At 72.6% G+C, this 16,130-nt stretch carries 17 protein-coding genes and 1 tRNA gene; 7 read left to right on the top strand and 11 right to left on the bottom strand.

The genetic code is table 11. The features are described from left to right. The first annotated feature begins 4 nt into the window (after positions 1-4). The 4 genes from H295_RS43675 to H295_RS0129790 are packed head-to-tail and all read left to right on the top strand — an operon-like array spanning position 5 to position 2,327. Complete coding sequence (locus tag H295_RS43675; protein ID WP_020139000.1) at positions 5-712, top strand: ABC transporter permease subunit; 708 nt, start codon at positions 5-7, stop codon at positions 710-712. Further along, on the top strand, positions 709-1,542 hold the full coding sequence (locus H295_RS0129780; RefSeq protein ID WP_020139001.1) for a hypothetical protein: 834 nt from the start codon (positions 709-711) through the stop codon (positions 1,540-1,542). The genes H295_RS43675 and H295_RS0129780 overlap by 4 nt, the downstream gene beginning before the upstream one ends. 14 nt (positions 1,543-1,556) lie before the next feature. Next, on the top strand, positions 1,557-2,132 hold the full coding sequence (locus H295_RS0129785; protein WP_020139002.1) for an ArsR/SmtB family transcription factor: 576 nt from the start codon (positions 1,557-1,559) through the stop codon (positions 2,130-2,132). Between the two features lie 12 nt (positions 2,133-2,144). After that, complete coding sequence (locus tag H295_RS0129790) at positions 2,145-2,327, top strand: hypothetical protein (protein ID WP_020139003.1); 183 nt, start codon at positions 2,145-2,147, stop codon at positions 2,325-2,327. Between the two features lie 28 nt (positions 2,328-2,355). Here H295_RS0129790 and H295_RS0129795 read toward each other — a convergent pair whose 3' ends face one another. From H295_RS0129795 to H295_RS0129805, 3 genes are all read right to left on the bottom strand, one after another. Beyond that, entirely contained in the window at positions 2,356-3,147 is a 792-nt protein-coding gene (locus H295_RS0129795) for a S16 family serine protease (protein WP_020139004.1), read from the bottom strand. 487 nt (positions 3,148-3,634) lie between these two features. Beyond that, on the bottom strand, positions 3,635-4,744 hold the full coding sequence (gene menC / locus H295_RS0129800) for an o-succinylbenzoate synthase (protein WP_020139005.1): 1,110 nt from the start codon (positions 4,742-4,744) through the stop codon (positions 3,635-3,637). Then, positions 4,741-5,532 carry a chorismate synthase gene (locus H295_RS0129805; RefSeq protein ID WP_043218159.1) on the bottom strand — a complete coding sequence of 264 codons (792 nt, stop codon included), beginning with the start codon at positions 5,530-5,532 and terminating at the stop codon, positions 4,741-4,743. Before H295_RS0129805 ends, menC begins: the two co-directional genes overlap by 4 nt. Before the next feature lie 157 nt (positions 5,533-5,689). Between H295_RS0129805 and H295_RS0129810 the strand changes: the two genes are divergently transcribed. Continuing rightward, complete coding sequence (locus H295_RS0129810) at positions 5,690-7,267, top strand: helix-turn-helix domain-containing protein (protein WP_020139007.1); 1,578 nt, start codon at positions 5,690-5,692, stop codon at positions 7,265-7,267. Positions 7,268-7,478: 211 nt separating this feature from the next. Here H295_RS0129810 and H295_RS0129815 read toward each other — a convergent pair whose 3' ends face one another. From H295_RS0129815 to H295_RS0129835, 5 genes are all read right to left on the bottom strand, one after another. Next, positions 7,479-8,120: an IclR family transcriptional regulator gene (locus tag H295_RS0129815; RefSeq protein WP_020139008.1), complete on the bottom strand. Its 642-nt coding sequence runs from the start codon at positions 8,118-8,120 to the stop codon at positions 7,479-7,481. Positions 8,121-8,443: 323 nt separating this feature from the next. Beyond that, the gene (locus tag H295_RS0129820; protein WP_020139009.1) at positions 8,444-10,234 is read right to left on the bottom strand and encodes a DEAD/DEAH box helicase; all 1,791 of its coding nucleotides are present in this window, start codon (positions 10,232-10,234) and stop codon (positions 8,444-8,446) included. A gap of 174 nt (positions 10,235-10,408) precedes the next feature. Further along, positions 10,409-10,789, bottom strand: coding sequence for a type II toxin-antitoxin system death-on-curing family toxin (locus tag H295_RS0129825; RefSeq protein ID WP_020139010.1), 381 nt, complete (start codon positions 10,787-10,789; stop codon positions 10,409-10,411). Continuing rightward, a complete protein-coding gene (locus H295_RS45780) occupies positions 10,786-10,986 on the bottom strand; it encodes a hypothetical protein (protein ID WP_078616778.1) in 201 nt (66 codons plus the stop codon). The genes H295_RS0129825 and H295_RS45780 overlap by 4 nt, the downstream gene beginning before the upstream one ends. A gap of 145 nt (positions 10,987-11,131) precedes the next feature. After that, the gene (locus H295_RS0129835; protein ID WP_028809869.1) at positions 11,132-12,583 is read right to left on the bottom strand and encodes an MFS transporter; all 1,452 of its coding nucleotides are present in this window, start codon (positions 12,581-12,583) and stop codon (positions 11,132-11,134) included. A gap of 220 nt (positions 12,584-12,803) precedes the next feature. On the opposite strand from H295_RS0129835, the gene H295_RS0129840 reads away from it, so the two are divergent. After that, a tRNA-Cys gene (locus H295_RS0129840) sits at positions 12,804-12,875 on the top strand. A gap of 60 nt (positions 12,876-12,935) precedes the next feature. Here the strand turns inward: H295_RS0129840 and H295_RS0129845 are convergent. Together H295_RS0129845 and H295_RS0129850 are read right to left on the bottom strand one after the other, a co-directional pair. Beyond that, positions 12,936-13,622 carry a hypothetical protein gene (locus tag H295_RS0129845; protein WP_020139013.1) on the bottom strand — a complete coding sequence of 229 codons (687 nt, stop codon included), beginning with the start codon at positions 13,620-13,622 and terminating at the stop codon, positions 12,936-12,938. A 91-nt stretch (positions 13,623-13,713) separates the two neighbouring features. Further along, positions 13,714-14,223 carry a SigE family RNA polymerase sigma factor gene (locus tag H295_RS0129850; RefSeq protein WP_020139014.1) on the bottom strand — a complete coding sequence of 170 codons (510 nt, stop codon included), beginning with the start codon at positions 14,221-14,223 and terminating at the stop codon, positions 13,714-13,716. Between the two features lie 124 nt (positions 14,224-14,347). Between H295_RS0129850 and H295_RS43680 the strand changes: the two genes are divergently transcribed. Continuing rightward, the gene (locus H295_RS43680; RefSeq protein ID WP_051135629.1) at positions 14,348-14,971 is read left to right on the top strand and encodes an FABP family protein; all 624 of its coding nucleotides are present in this window, start codon (positions 14,348-14,350) and stop codon (positions 14,969-14,971) included. On the opposite strand, the gene H295_RS0129860 is transcribed toward H295_RS43680, so the two are convergent. Further along, positions 14,926-16,083 carry an SUKH-4 family immunity protein gene (locus H295_RS0129860; RefSeq protein WP_020139016.1) on the bottom strand — a complete coding sequence of 386 codons (1,158 nt, stop codon included), beginning with the start codon at positions 16,081-16,083 and terminating at the stop codon, positions 14,926-14,928. The two genes, H295_RS43680 and H295_RS0129860, sit on opposite strands and share 46 nt — an antisense overlap. Positions 16,084-16,130: the final 47 nt, after the last annotated feature.

The following is a 16,130-nucleotide window of genomic DNA, read 5'->3' on the forward strand; positions in this document are numbered from 1 at the left end:
CCGTGTGAACTTCTGGGAGTACCTCGGCAGCCGCCACCAGCAGCTGCTCACGGACGCCTGTCAGCATGCGAGCGCCGTCCTCGGGTGCATGGCCGTGGCGACCGTGATCGGGGTGCTGACCGGGCTCGCGACCTGTCGCAGCGCACGGGCGGCCCACCTCGCCACGACGGCCGGCTCGACCGTCCTGACGGTCCCGCCGCTCGCCGTGCTCGGTCTGCTGATCCCGTTGGTGGGCCTGGGGTTCGCGCCCACGATGATCGCCCTGACGCTGTACGGGCTGCTGCCGGTGGTGCGCCACGCGATCGTGGGCCTGCGGGCGGTCGCCCCCTCGCCGACAGAAGCGGCCGAGGGCACCGGGACGTCCCGGGTGACGCGGCTCGTCCGGGTCGGGCTGCCGCTGGCCTGGCCGTCGATCCTGACCGGGATCCGGGGCTCGACGCGGATGCTGATGGGCATCACGGCGATCGCCGCCTGCGCCTCAGGACCGGGGCTCGGCAACGAGATCTTCCGGGGGCTCGACGCACCGGACAGCGCGAACGCGCTCAACGAGGTGCTCGCCGGGACGCTCGGGATCGTCGTCCTGACGCTGCTGTTCGACGCGGCGTACGTGCTGCTCGGACGGCTGACGTCCGTCGAGGGGGCGGGACTCCGGGGCGCCCGGGCGCCCGTGGAGCAGGAGGGCGGCGGAGAGGGAGAGGGGGTACGGGTGTGAGCGTCCGCGGGCTGGAGGAGCGGGAGGACTTCGAGGGACGGGAAGGGGTCGGGGGACGGGAAGGTGTCGAGGGGCGGGAGGCGGAAGGGGATCGCGGGGCGGCCGGGGCTCCCCCCGTGCCGCGTCGGCCGGGGCCGCGGGTCACCTGGCGGAAGCTGACCTTTCTGCCCGCGTTCCTGGTGGCGGTGCTGCTCGCGACCTGGCTGTGGTTCGCGCGGGCCGACCTGGACCCGGTCTCCGCGAAGGCGTTGTCGGACGGGCGGGTGTCCGAGGCGCTGTGGCAGCACGTACGGCTGACGGTGATCTCGACGGCGCTCGTGCTGGTCGTCACGATCCCGCTGGGGATCCTGCTCGCCCGGCGGGCCGTCCGCGCGGGCCCGATGACGAGGGCCGCGGCCCTGACCTGCCGGGCGGTTCCGGCGATCGGCCTGCTGGCGCTGCTGGTGATCCGGCTGGGCACCGGCACGCAGGCGGCCCTGGCCGGCATCACCGCCTACGCCGTGCTGCCGGTCCTGTCGCGCATGATCGCGGGCCTGAGGGCGAGCGGCCCTCCGGTCGTCCCGCCGATCCTCGCGGGCGTCCGTACGGCCCTGGTCCTCAGCGTCGGCACGGCCACCCTGGCGGCCTTCGCCGGAGGCGGCGGCCTGGGCGTCCTGATCGCCACCGGCATCACCACCCGGCGCATGCCGGTCCTGATCCTGGGCTCGGTCCTCACGGCGACCCTGGCCCTCCTGGTCGACTGGCTGGCTTCTCTGGCGGAGCTGTTGGTCGCGCCACCCCTTGCAAAGAAGTCGATGCAAAAAAGATGTTGCAAAGAACCCTTTGCATAGCTACCTTTGTACTCATGCCGGAAGAGCCCAACACACGGAAACTCGACGCCCGTTCACTGCGCGGGCTGGCCCATCCCCTGCGGATGGAACTCCTCAACGCGCTGCGCCGCCGCGGCCCCGCCACCGCGTCCATGCTCGCCGAGCGGCTGGGCGAGTCCAGCGGCGCGACCAGCTACCACCTGCGCCAGCTCGCCGAACACGGCTTCATCGCGGACGCCCCGGAGCACGGCAAGGGGCGCGAGCGGTGGTGGAAGGCCGTGGACCAGGGACTGACCTTCGACACCGGCGAGTTCGACGGAGCGGGACCGGAACTCCGCGGGATGGCCGAGTTCTTCCTGAACGAGGTCGCCACCACCCACGCCCGCGAGCTGTCCGGCTGGCTCCACGCCCGCGAGCGATGGTCCAAGGAGTGGAGCCGCGCATCCGACATGAGCGACGCCACCCTCCAGCTCACCCCTGACCTCGCCACCGAGCTCGTCGCCAAGATGCACGCCCTGATCAACGACTACCGCGGCCGGGTCACAGACGAGGACCCCGGCTCGGAGCAAGTACGCGTCCACACGCACCTGTTCCCCACCGAGACGAACTGAAGGAGCCCCGCCATGCACTACGACCCGCACCTCGCCCAGCACCACACCCGCGCCGCCGACCTGCGTGCCGAGGCCGACGCGCACCGCCTCGCTACCGCGGCCAGGCAGCCGCACGCCATACGGACCCGGCTCGGCTGGACCCTCGTGGAGGTCGGGCTCCGGCTCGCCGCTCCGAAGCCGGTTTTCGCGCACTAGAGCATCGGCGCACCAGCGCATCGGCGCCCTAACAGGCGGGGACCGAGCCCTTGCCGCTCTCCAGTGCCGTCAGCGCACTCACCGCGCCCGTCAGCGACGTCACCGGGATCAGCCGCAGCCCCTTCGGCAGCTCCCCCTTCGCGTCGGCGCACTCCGCCTTCGGGACCAGGAACACCGTCGCCCCGTCCCGCTTCGCGGCCTGCGTCTTCAGCGCCACGCCACCCACCGCGCCGACCGTCCCGTCCGCGTCGATCGTGCCCGTACCGGCGATGGTGCGGCCCCCGGTCAGATCGCCCCCGGCCCCGTTGCCGTCGAGCTTGTCGATGATCCCCAGGGTGAACAGCAGCCCCGCGCTCGGCCCGCCGACGTCCGCGAGCCTCAGGGTCACCCTGACCTTCTTGTCGCTCAGCTTCAGGTAGTTCAGCGCCGCCTCGGTCGCCGCGTCCTGGGACTGCTGCATCTGCTCGGTGTTGTGCTGCTCGATCTCCTTGACGCTCTGCCCGCTCGGGTAGACGGCGTCATGGGGCATGACGGCACGGTCCTTGCGGAACCAGCTGTCGAAGACGTCCCCGAGGGAGACGTGGGTGTCCGGGCCGGTCGCCTCGATGGTCGTCATCCGCAGCTGCCCGCTCGTCGCCCGCGCCGGCGCGCCGGCAATCGTGATCACCGGCGTGCCCTGGTTGTCGCCGAGGACGTTCGCCGTCATGCCGGGCTGCGCCAGCGAGAACGGCAGCGGCGCGAAGAGGGCCGTGGCGATCAGTGCCACGACGGGCAGGGCACAGACGGCGACGGCCTGGGGGCGCGTGAGGCGAGAGAGCACGGGATCAATCTAACGTGACGGTCACTTCCGGCCACGATCCGGTCAGCACCGGCACAGATCCCGTCCGCCGAGGCGCTCCGAGGAACCGGGGGGCTGCGGCTGGACGCGCGGACCGGCTCCGTTGCGGATCCCGCCCCAGGACCAACGAGCCCGCGTGAAGAGCGGCTCCGCGTCCGGGTGAGCGCCGTACACACCCCGCCCCGGGACCCGCTCAACTCCGGACACAGCCATTGCAGGCCAGCGGTCAGCCCCGAGCACATCCCGCCGCAGGAGCCGCCGACCCCGTACAGAACCCGTCCCACGTCCGGTCGGTACCCGTGGGTGGCTCCCGCCAGGTCAAGCCACCCGCACGGCTCCCGCCCCACGCTCAGGTCAGCCCCGTACACGCCCCGCCCCACGCCCAGGTCAGCCCCGTACACAACCCGCCCCACGCCCAGGTCAGGCCCCGTACACAACCCGCCCCACGATCCGCTCAGCCCCATGCAGCTCACCCGCCGTACACGTCCCGCCGCCCCCGTGTGAAGCGGCGCAGCACCTCCGGGATCGGTTCGACGCCTATGCCCGGGCCACGGGGGACCGGCAGGTGGCCGTTCTCCAGGATGAAGGGCTCGGTGATGTCCTCGGCGAAGTAGCGGCCGGAGGCGGAGGTGTCGCCGGGGAGGGTGAAGCCGGGCAGGGCGGCGAGGGCGAGGTTGGGGGCGCGGCCGATGCCCGTCTCCAGCATGCCGCCGCACCACACCGGCACGCCGTGCGCGCGGGCCACGTCGTGGACGCGGCGGGCCTCCAGATAGCCCCCTACGCGCGCGGGCTTCACGTTGACCACCCGGCAGGCGTCCAGCGCGATCGCCGAGGCGGTGTCGCGGGCGTTGTGCAGGGACTCGTCGAGGCAGACCGGGGTCGAAAGCCGCGCCTGCAACCGGGCGTGCCCGTGCAGGTTGTTCTCGTCCAGCGGCTCCTCGATCAGCAGCAGCCCGAACTCGTCCAGGCGCCGCAGGTGTTCCGCGTCGGCGAGCGTGTACGCCGTGTTGGCGTCGACCTGGAGCGGCAGCCGGGCGCCGAAACGCTCCCGCACGGCCCGTACCGGTTCGACGTCCCAGCCGGGCTCGATCTTCAGCTTGATCCGGACGTACCCCTCGTCGAGATACCCCGCCACGGCATCCAGCAGCTCCGGCACGGACTCCTTGATCCCCACCGAGACCCCGGCCGGCACCCGGTCGCGGACCGCGCCCAGATACACCGCCAGCGACATGCCGTACGACCGCAGCTCCGCGTCCAGGACCGCCGTCTCCAGGGCCGCCTTCGCCAGCTCGTGCCCCTTGATCCCCGCCAGGGCCGGTCCGAGCGCGGCCGCCGTGAGCGCGGGCAGCGCCGCCACCCGCGGCACCAGGAAGTCCCGCAGCACCAGCTCCGCCCCCGCCACGAACTCCGCGCAGTACAGCGGCCGCGGATCGCCGGCGAACTCCGACCAGCCCTCGGCGGTGTCGGTGACGACCCGCAGCAGGAAGGTGTCCTTGGTCGTCATCGTGCCGAAGGAGGTCCGGAACGGGCTGACCAGCGGGATCTCCACATGGACGACCTCCACGCGTTCGAGCTTCATGCCGTCCTCTCCCCTGCGTCCCTGGTGAGCGTGTACCAACCGTCGCGGGACATCCCGGTCGCCCTGAACCCCTGCGCGAAGGCCTCCGTGAACACCTCGCGCACCGCCCGCCGCCAGCGCAGCGCGAGCTCCGGGTCGACGGCCCGCAGCTTGACCACGTCGTCCGGAACCCGGCACCAGATCCGCAGGTCGGCGAGCTCGCGGCGGGCGAGGGTCGCGCCGTCGGGAGCACTGTGCGTGGCGGGCGCCTTCTCGCGCTCACCGGGGTCGTAAGCCCGATCACCGCTGTCGTACGGGCGCCCCGGCGCCGTCAGATCCCACGTCGCCGTCAGCCGGTCGCTCTCGTCGCCGGCGTTCACGCCGTCCGTCATGGGGCCGTAGAAGTCGACGACGTACTCGGTGCCCGTCGCGCCCAGCTTGACCAGGTTGAAGCGGGCGTTGCGGGCGACCAGCGGGTCGAAGGTCCAGCGCATGGTGCGGGCGCCGAGGCCCAGCGCCCACGCCCGCTGGGCCTGCTTCACCAGCTGCCCGCGCCCGGGCTCCGCGGCGGCGACCAGCGAGTACGCCTCCTTCGCCGCGGGTGCCCCGAACACGGCGACGGCGGCCCCGGTCAGCCGGTCCCCCTCGTGGGCGGCGTGCACCGCGCCGCCCGTGTGGACCAGGCTGCGCAGCACCTCGGCCGGGTAGGGCGGGGCCGTCGGCGGGGTCCGCCACACCTCGCCGAAGTACGCGCTGACGGCGTCGAGGCCGGCGACGTCCTGGACGGTACGGATGCTCACTGCGGTCATGTGCCGAGTCTCGGAGTCCGCCGGGCGCCCGGGGTTGTGCGGTCGGACAACAGATGCGTACGTTCGTTTGGAGATCGGCCAAATGATCGTTCGGAGATCGGCCGAGCGACCGGGCGACCGGCGTCCGGCCGGGCCGGAACACCTGTTGGGGGCACCCATGGACACCTGCACCCTCGGCGACCTCCTCGACGTCGTCGGCGGCACCTCGGTACGCCTGCACACCGCCCCCGCCGGCCTCGGCGCCCCGGTCACCGAGGTCCTGCTGTACGACCCCGAGGAGCCGCTCCCCCGGTCGCCGGGCGCGCTGCTGCTGGGGGTCGGCACGCGTGCGGCGGCCGCCGGGCCGCTGGTGCGGGTGGTCGCGGAGGCCGGGATGACCGGTCTGGTGCTGCGCGGGCCGGACGGTCCGGTGGCCGCGGCGGACGCGCACGGGGTGGCCCTGCTGTCCGTCCCCGAGGACACCGCCTGGCACGAGGCGCATCTGCTGCTGGCCTCGGCGATCGGCGCCCGCCCGGTGTCCTCCGCGAGCGGCCACGGCGACCTGTTCGCGCTCGCCGACGCCATCGCGGCGGCGACCGGTGGGGCCACCGCGGTGGAGGACCCGCGCCGGCGGATCCTGGCCTACTCGACGGTCACCGGTCAGCCGGTCGACGAGGACCGCCGCCAGGGCATCCTGGGCCTCCAGGTGCCGACCGGCGCGGGCGACAGCGAGCAGTACCGGACGCTGTTCGCGGCCCCCGCCCCGCTCCGGCTGCCCGCCCTGCGGGAGGGCGCCCTGCCCCGCCTCGCGATGGCCGTCCGGGCCGGCGGGGAGACCCTCGGCTCGGTGTGGGTCGTGGACGACGGCACGCTCGCGGCGGACGCGGCCGAGACGCTCGTACAGGGGGCGTCGACGGCCGCGCTGTTGCTGCTGCGGGCGCGCGCCGCCCAGGAGCTGGCCCGGCACCGGACCGGCGATCTGCTGCGGCGGGTGCTGGACGGGACGGCGGACCCGGCCGGGGCGGCCGTGCGGCTGGGCATGGAGGGGCCGCTCCGGGTGGCCGCGTTCGCGCTGGACCCGTCCGGCCGGCCGGACGCCGTGGCCGGCCCGCAGGACGCCGAGCAGACCGGGCTGCGGCTGCTGGACGTCGTACGGCTGCAATGCGAGGCCCGCTACGGGCGGCACGCGTGCGCGCTGGTCGACGGGGTGGTGTACGCGGTGCTGCCCGCGGTCGGGGAGCACGGCGGGGACCGGCACCGACGGCTCGCGGAGCACATCGTGGCGCGGGCCGGACAGGCGCTCAGGGTGCCGGTGCGGGCGGGGCTCGGGGAGGTCGTGGCGGGGCTCGGGGAGGTGGCGGGGTCGCGGGCCGACGCCGACCTGGTGCTGCGGCTGCCGGGACCCGCGCTGCCGGTCGCCACGATCGACGAGGTCCGGGCCCGGGTCACGCTGGCACGTCTCACCGAAGTGTTCGGTGAGCGGCGGGAGTTGAGCGCAGGTTCATGGCAGCGGGTGCTGGCTCACGACGAGCGGCACGGGAGCGACCTCGCGCGCACGCTGGTGTGCTGGTTCGACGCGGGGTGCGACATGGCGGGGGCGGCGCAGTTGCTCGCCGTGCACCCCAACACGTGCCGTTACCGGTTGAGACAGGTACGGCGACTCGTCGGCATCGACCTGGACGATCCCGACGAGCGGCTGGTGCTGTGGTTGCAGTTGCGGGTGCTGGCGGGGTTGGGGCCGGTGAGGACTGCTTGAGCCGGGCACCTGTGGGGTTGCCGGGTGCGGCGGTTCGGCGGGCGCGGGTCCGTCGTGGCTGGTCGCGCCCGCGCGGCGGAGCGGCATATCGATACAGCCCCGCACCCCTGAGGAGTTGCAGTCCACGTGCGCCACAACGGACCCGGCCCCGGGTGAGGGCCGGTGAGGACGTGATCCGGCGGGGCGGCGTGAGGGCGTTGTCAGGCGGGGGTCAGCGCAGCGCCTCCGCGACCTCCCGGGCCGCGTCCACCACCCGCGGCCCCACCCGTTCCGGCACCGCGTCGGCCAGCATCACCACGCCGACGCTGCCCTCGACGCCGGTGACGCCGAGCAGGGGGGCCGCCGCACCGCTCGCACCCGCCTCCAGCTCACCGTGGGTCAGCGTGTACCCGGGGTCCCCGAAGCCCTGCTGCCGGGCCGCGAGGATCGCCCGGCCCGCGGCACCGCGGTCCAGGGGATGCCGGAACCCGGCGCGGTAGGCCACGTGGTAGTCCGTCCACGTGGGCTCGACGACGGCCACGGCGAGCGCCTCCGCACCGTCCACCAGCGTGAGATGGGCCGTCGCCCCGATGTCCTCGGCCAGCGACCGCAGCGCCGGCAGCGCGGCCTCCCGGACCAGCGGATGCACCTGGCGTCCGAGCCGCAGCACCCCGAGCCCGACCCGGGCACGGCCGCCCAGGTCCCGTCGTACGAGGGCGTGCTGCTCCAGCGTGGCCAGCAACCGGTACACCACGGTGCGGTTCACGCCCAGTTTGTTGGACAGTTCGGTGACGGTGAGCCCGTGGTCCGTGTCGGCCAGGAGCTTGAGGACACGCAGTCCCCGGTCCAGCGTCTGAGAGGTCTCCGCGGTCACGACGCCCACTCCTCCAAGTGGTGAGGTCGGCGGCCCCTCGCGGCGGATGCGTCACCGAGTCCCGTCGGCGACGCGCTTCAGAGGCCGCCGATCGGTCGGCGGCCCGGTCTGTTCCGGACCGCGTCGCTTCACGGCTGCGCTCCGCGGCGGCGCTGCCACGGGGCGTGTGCGTAGCGGGACAGTAGCGAAGGGGGTTCGCTCAGCGGAAGCCTCCGTCCAGAATCCGGGCAGCGGTCGACGCGGAGCACTCCGTTTGTCCTGAAATCCACAGCCCTGGGGACACGTGTGCCCTGCTCACCGGACCGCGTCCTGGTGGGCCCCGTTCACCGCATCCGGGTGGCCCACTCCTGCACCTTGGCGATCCGCTGCCGCAGCTGCCCCGCCGTCGCCTCCGCGCTCGGCGGCCCTCCGCACACCCGGCGCAGTTCGGTGTGGATCACGCCGTGCGGCTTGCCGCTCTGGTGGACGTAGGCGCTGACCATGGTGTTGAGCTGCTTGCGCAGCTCCATCATCTCCTTGTGCGAGACGACGGGCCGCCGTTCGGCGGGCAGCTCCAGGAGGTCGGCCTCGGCGTCCGGCTTCTTGCGGCTGTGCGCGATCTGCCGGGCCTGCCGCTTCTGGAGCAGCAGCTGCACCTGGTCGGGTTCGAGGAGGCCGGGGATGCCGAGGTAGTCCTGCTCCTCCTCGCTGCCCGGGTGCGCCTGCATGCCGAACTCGGCGCCGTCGTAGAGGACCCGGTCGAAGACGGCCTCGGACTCCAGCGCCTCGAAGGAGAACTGCTCCTGCTCGCCCGTGTCCTCGTCCTCCTCCCTGTTCGCCTCCTCCATCTCCTTCTCGGACTCGGCGTACGGGTCCTCCTCGCCCTCCTTCTTCGGCTTGTCGAGGGCGTGGTCCCGCTCCACCTCCATCTCGTTGGCGAAGGTGAGGAGGTCGGGGACGGTCGGCAGGAACACGGAGGCGGTCTCACCGCGCCGCCGGGACCGCACGAAACGCCCGACGGCCTGCGCGAAGAACAGCGGGGTGGAGATGGTGGTGGCGTACACCCCGACCGCGAGGCGCGGCACGTCGACGCCCTCGGAGACCATCCGCACGGCGACCATCCACCGGTCGTTGCTCGCGCTGAAGTCGTCGATCCGCTTGGACGCGGCAGCCTCGTCGGACAGCACGAGGGTCGCCTTGGAGCCGGTGATCTCACGGATCAGCTTGGCGTACGCCCGGGCCGATTCCTGATCGGAGGCGATGACGAGGGCGCCGGCGTCCGGGATGGCCTTCCTGACCTCGGTCAGCCGCTGGTCGGCGGCGCGCAGCACGCTCGGCATCCACTCACCGCGCGGGTCGAGCGCGGTGCGCCAGGCCTGGCTGATCGCGTCCTTGGTCATGGGCTCGCCGAGCCGGGCGGCGATCTCGTCACCGGCCTTGGTCCGCCACCGCATCTGCCCGCTGTAGGACAGGAAGATGACCGGCCGCACGACGTGGTCGGCGAGCGCGTTGCCGTAGCCGTAGGTGTAGTCGGCGGCCGACCTGCGGATCCCGTCGTTGCCCTCCTCGTACGTCACGAAGGGGATCGGGTTGGTGTCGGACCGGAAGGGCGTTCCGGTGAGCGCGAGCCGTCGCGTGGCCGGTTCGAAGGCCTCGAGGCAGGCCTCGCCCCAGGACTTGGAGTCGCCGGCGTGGTGGATCTCGTCGAGGATGACGAGGGTCTTGCGCTGCTCGACGCGGTTGCGGTGCAGCATGGGTCGTACGCCGACGCCCGCGTAGGTGACGGCGACCCCGTGGTAGTCCTTGCCGAGCGGCCCGGCGCTGTACTCCGGATCCAGCTTGATCCCTATCCGCGCGGCCGCCTCGGCCCACTGCTTCTTCAGGTGCTCGGTCGGCGCGACGACGGTCACCTGCTGCACGACGTGGTGGTGCAGCAGCCAGGAGGCGAGGGTGAGGGCGAAGGTCGTCTTGCCGGCACCGGGGGTCGCGACGGCCAGGAAGTCACGCGGCTGCTCCTGGACGTACTTCTCCATCGCCCCTTGCTGCCAGGCACGCAGCTTGTTGGCGGTCCCCCAGGGGGCGCGGCCCGGGAAGGCCGGGGAAAGGTGATGGGAGGAGGCGGCGGTGGTAGTCACGGTCTCCGTCGGGGTCGCGGCTGGGCGGTGTCTTGTTCGGCGGTGTCTTCTGCACCTGTGTGTGCGGTGTCTTCTACGCCTGTGTATGACGACCGGGTCACCTTACCGGCGGCCCGCCACCGTCAACGCGCGGACGGGGCCGGGTCGCCGGTGGGTGGGACCGAGGTCACATCTCTACTCGGCCAGCGCCCTCAGCCGCCCCGCGATCGTCCGTACATCGCCCTCGGCGCCCGACGCGACGTCGATGACCAGCGCGTATGCCACGTCCTGGGCGCAGCCGCCGAGGTCCACGCCGTTGACGCCGAGGAAGGTCGCGGCGGCGAGCCAGGCGGTGCGCTTGTTCCCGTCGACGAGGGGGTGGTTGGCGGCGAGGCCGTGGAGCAGGGCCGCGGCCTGCTCGTACAGGTCGCCGTAGGCCTCCGTGCCGAACATCCGGGCCCTCGGCCGCCGTACGGCGGAAGCGAACAGCCCGGCGTCCCGCGCCTCGGGTGCCTGGCCGCCGAAGGCGGTCCGAGCGATGTCCTCGACCTCCGCGACCGTGAGATGTCTGATCATTCGCCGAGCCTTCGCAACAGGTCGGCATGGTGCCGGGCGAGTTCCTCGGCAAGGGCACGCACCGGTTCCCCCTCTTCACGCAGATACCGGCGTACGGCCTCCCGGGCGAGGTCCTCCGGTCGGCGGCCGCAGGCGTCGGCGAGATCGGCGAGCGCCTGTCCGGTGTCCGGGTCGAGGTGAAGCGTGCTTTCCTGCATGGCGCGAGAGGCTAGTCGCTGTCGTCACGGGCCGCCGAACGGTTTACGGCTCCCGCACGGCTTTCGGCTCCCGGTTTACGGTTCCCGAAGGGTTTGCGGCCCCCGCACGGCTTACGGTTCCGAACGGTTTGCGGCCCCGCACGGCTTACGGTTTCCGCTCCCGCAACCGCGTGGTCACCCACGCCCCCGCCAACGCCACCCCCGCCATCGGCAGGAACACCACAGCGAACGCGGCGGGATGCGCGCCCGGCGCCCCCGTCGCCGTATGGCTCACCGCACCCCCGCCCAGTGCAGCGAAGGCCGCCCCGCCCGCCGCGAGCAGCAGCGCGTTCGAGAGGCCGTCGGAGATCTGGAGGGCGGCGGAGTTGGAGCCGGCCTCCTCGGGGGCGGAGAGATGCAGCAGCAGGACACTGGTGGAGGAGATCACCAGCCCCATCCCGAAGCAGCCGAACCCCCACGCGACGGCGACCGTCCAGACCGGCACGGAGTCGATCAGCACACTCGGCGCGGTGGCGATCGCGGCGGCCACGAGCACCATCCCCGCGGTCATCAGTCGTTCCCGGTACGGCTCCACACGCGCCCGCGACTGCACCCACGACCCCAGCGCCCAGGTCCCCCCGCCGGCCGCCAGCGAGAAACCGGCGAGCGTCGGCGACAGTCCCCGCTGGGTGACCAGCATCAGCGGCACGAAGGATTCGGCGGCGATGAAGGAGCCCGCGGCGAGCCCGCGCAGCAGGACGACGGAGGGCAGCCCGCGCGCCGCCCGGTAGGTGCCGTGGGGCAGCAGTCCGAGCACGGTCGGCACGAGCAGCGCGGCACCGGCGAGGCCGGGGAGCAGGGAGAGGGGGCGCAGGTCCTGGGCGGCGTACTGGAGGAGCCCGGCGCCGAGGGAGATCCCGAGGGCGAGCCGGATGCGACGCCGGTCGACGCCGCCGGGGGCCCTGCCGTCCACGGGTCCGGCGGCCCGCCGCCGTATCTGGGGCAGGGCGAGGGCCAGCGGGAAGACGACCAGGACCGGGATCCCGACGAACACCCACCGCCAGCCGAGCTGTTCGGTCACGGCGCCGGCCGCGAGCGGTCCCACGACGGACGGCACGACCCAACCCGCCGCGAACGCGGCCATGATGGCGGGCCGCAACCGCTCGGGGTAGGCCCGCCCGACGACGACGTACAGGGCGACGATGACCAGCCCGCCCCCGAATCCCTGCACGGCCCGTCCGAGGATGAACTGCCACATCGCGCCGGCCGTCCCGGACACGAGCAGGCCGGCCCCGAACGCGGCGATCCCGGCGGTCAACGCCCCGACCGGCCCCCGCCGATCGGCCCACTGCCCGCTGACGACCATCCCGAAGAGGCTGGTGGTGAAGTACCCGGAGAAGGCGAAGGCGTACAGCCCGACCCCGTCCAACTCCCGTGCGGCGACGGGCATGGCGGTCCCGACGGCGGTCGCCTCGAAGGCGACCAGCACGACGACGGACACGATCCCGACACTGAGCGCCCGGTAGGAACGCCCCAGCACCCCCTCGGCGCTCTCCCGAGCAGAGGAAGGTCCAGGTTCTTCGTCGACGCCGACGCCACGGGGTTCCAGGGTTGCCATGCGGGCCAGCGTAAGGCGCACACTCCGGTTTGACCCCTGTCAAAAGCCCACCCTCGCCTGCGCCTTTGGTCGTACGACCACACCGCCCCCCACCCGTCCTTCATGAACGGCGTATGGCAGTCCCATTGCAGCCCCCACGCCCCCCTTGAACCCGCCGGCACCCCCGCCATACGGTCATCCCACCGAGCTCGACAGGAAGCCCCACAGCTCCCTCCGACCCGGCCGTGTGCCCGAGTGGTTCAGGGACTCGCCTGCAAAGCGAGTTACGCGGGTTCGATTCCCGCCACGGCCTCAAGTGCTTGACCAGGCAGAACGGAAGGGCGGCGCCCCAGAAGGGGCCCGCCCCTTCGCGTTACTGCCACTTCGGGCTGGTCGCCATCGTGCGTAGGTGGGCCAGGGGCAGGATCGGTGTGGTGCGGGTCGCGGGGGTGTTCTGGGTTGGGGACTGCCACGTCATGAGGGTGACGTAGAGGCCGTCGGGGCGCAGTACGTTCACCGTCTGGTGGCCCTCGGGCGACTGCCGGGACTGGATCAGGGTGCCGTCCGGTGAGGGCTTCACGTCGGCGAAGACGTGCTTGCGGAGTTCGGTCGTGGCGGTCTGTCGGGAGACGTGCACCTCGAGCAGGGATTTGCCGTGGCCGTCGTCCAACCACAGCTGGCCGGACTGTCCGCTGCCCGGCGGGATCGACGAGGTCAGGCCGGTCGGCAGCAGCGCGGTCAGCCGGGCGAGGGCCTGGTCGGCGGGGAGTGCGCCGGTGAAGGTCGGCTTGGGGGTGGCGGCCGGACCCGTAGGGGCTGAGGTGCCGGGGGTCGTAGCAGTGGTCGCTCGGCCGTCTGACAGCAGGCCGGGGACGACATGCGCGCCGAGTCCGACCAGCGCGAGCACGGCCGCTCCGCTCACGCCGAGTGCCACGGCACGGCGGCGGCGCCTGCGGCGGCCGTTGCGGATCCCCGCGCGCAGAAGTGACGGGGTGTCGGGCGGGGAGATGGTCAGGAGGCTGCTGCGCAGGGCTTCGGTGAAGTCTTCTTCTTGGGGCATGGCGGGTCACCGCGTTTCGGGTGTCGTCGGTGCGGAAGGCGAAGGCGGAGGGCGAAGGTGGAGAGCGAAGGGGGTGCCTACGCGGCCGAGTTCAGGGGCTCACGAGCTCGGACAGGTCGTGGCCCAGAAGGTCCCGGATCCGGGCGAGCGCCCGCATGCTCTGGTTGCGTACCGCGCCCGGCCGCACCTGCAGGATCGCCGCGGTCTGCTCGACGCTGCGGTCCTCCCAGTAGCGCAGGAGCAGCACGGCCCGGTCCCGCGCGGAGAGCCGGCCGAGCGCGTCGAGCAAGGTGACCCTCAGCGTGGCGTCGTGCTCCGGGGCGGCGCCGGAGTCCGGCAGGGTGTCGGTGGGCTGTTCGGAGTTGCTGCGCCGACGGCGGTAGGACAGGTAGGTCCGTACGAGCACGGTGTGCGTGTAGGCCGCTGGGTCGTCCACCTGCGCGATCTTTCGCCAGTTGGCGTACATCCTGCCCAGCGTGTCCTGGACCAAGTCCTCCGCAAGGTGCGCGTCACCGCTGGTGAGCACACACGCGGAGCGGAACAGAGGGGCGGTCCGCGCAGCGGCGAACGCCATGAATTCCTCTTCGTGCCGGCGCTTCATCGGAGATCCTGTTCGTCGTCCACACTCTGAAGACGCGGTGGCGGTGGCGTTACGTCCCACCCTGAGAAGCAGCAATCGAGCGTGGGACGAAGACAGTGGGGCGACGAGAGCGAGGAGAGTCGACGTGTCGGAGACCGTGGCAGGGCAGCCGTTTCCCGATGGCTTCCAGGAGGGTGGGACGCCTGCACCGCACCCGCTCCTCGGGCCGGTGCTCGGCTTTCTCGGCCGGTGGCAGGGGCGCGGACAAGGCGGGTATCCGACGCTCGACGGCGACTTCGCCTACGCGCAGGAGGTCAGCTTCGGTCACGACGGGCGGCCCTTTCTGCGGTACGAGGCCCGCGCCTGGCTGCTCGACGCGGACGGGGCGCCGCTGCGTCCGGCGGCCCGGGAGAGCGGCTGGTGGCGGCTCCAGGACGACGGGCGGGTGGAGGCGGTGATCACCCAGCCGACCGGGATCACGGAGATCCTGACCGGGCGGGCGGGAGGCGGCGTCGTGGAGCTCACCACGCACACCGTGGCCCTCACCCCCACCGCCAAGGAAGTGACCGCCACCCGCCGCCGGTACACCCTGGCCGACACCGACACCGACGAGGGCCCCCATGGAGACCCGCGCGGGGACACCTTCACCTTCGTCCACGACCTCGCCGCGGTCGGGCAACCCTTGCAGCATCACCTCTCCGCGACCCTGCGGCGTGCGGCCGGTCAGAGCACCCTGCCCGCCTCGTCCTGGAACAGCTCCGTCCAGTAGTGCCAGTCCTCGTCCGTCGTCGTGCCCGTCGGGTCGATGGTGGACAGGGCTCTGATCATCGTCTTGGCGACCTGGGCGTAGAGGGTGTTGGTCAGTTCGTGGGCCAGGGACTCGTCTATCCGGCGCTCGCGGTGCAGCAGCCAGAGGGTGAAGGCGAGGGTGGAGATGTCGGTGTTCAGGGGGTGCAGGGTCGCTTCACGCTCGCTCCAGTTCAGGACCGCGCCCGTCTCCCCGTCGACCACCAGGGTGTTGTCCTCGATCAGGTGGCCGAGGACGATCAGGCGGTCGGGCCTGGGCGGGAGGGCGGACAGCCGGTCGGTGTGGTGCTCCGCGAGCGTCGGCAGCGGGGCGTCCGGGTCGGTGTGGAAGAGGACGCCGTCCTCGGGCAGGCCGGTCACCGCCAGGAAGCGGCGGGTCGGGGCGTGCGTGAGCGTGGACGGGAAGTCGATGTCCTCGAAGCGGACCACCTGGCCGCGGCCGAACTCCTGGTCCAGGAGGCGCGGCGGCAGGTCCAGCGCCAGGCCGGACTCCGTGCCCGGGCCCGCCACCAGCGCCAGGGGCCGGATCAGGGCAGCGATCTTCCAGAACGTCGGTACGTCGCCCGCCGTGCCCTCCTCGAACACCGTCATCAGCTGGCGCGTGGCGTCCTCCACCGCCGTAGGGCCGAAGCGGCCGGCGTAGGAGGCGAACTGGCCGCGTACCTCGGTCAGTTCGTCCGTCGCCGTCGCGAAGCGGACCAGGGTGGGCAGGGAGGGGGCCAGCGGGGTGCGGTCCATCAGGTCGGGGCGGGCGTGGAAGAACGCCGTAGTCGAGACCACACCGGTCGCGCCGTCGAGCAGGACCGACTCCCGCTCCCTGCCGTGCAGGTCGGTGAGTCCGCCTATCACCAGCTGGTCGCGCAGCTCCTCGCTGAGCCGGGCGCCCGGGTCGGACGTCGAGTCCGCCACCGTCCGCAGGCCCTCCCGGCGCAGCTCCTCGAAGGTGAACAGGTCGCTGTCACCCGGCAGTCCGCGCCCGCTGAGCCAACTGCGGGTCGTGGCATGGGTGATGTACGGGCTCAGCTCGTCCTCGGTCAGTCTGATCGCCGCTACGGCGGTGTCGGTCGTGCTCATGGTTCCCCCGTGTGCTTCGTACGCAGTCCCCCGGCTGGGCACAGCAC

Origin of the sequence: Streptomyces sp. 351MFTsu5.1 (genome assembly GCF_000383655.1) — a bacterium.
GTDB classification, from domain to species: Bacteria; Actinomycetota; Actinomycetes; order Streptomycetales; family Streptomycetaceae; genus Streptomyces; species Streptomyces griseorubiginosus.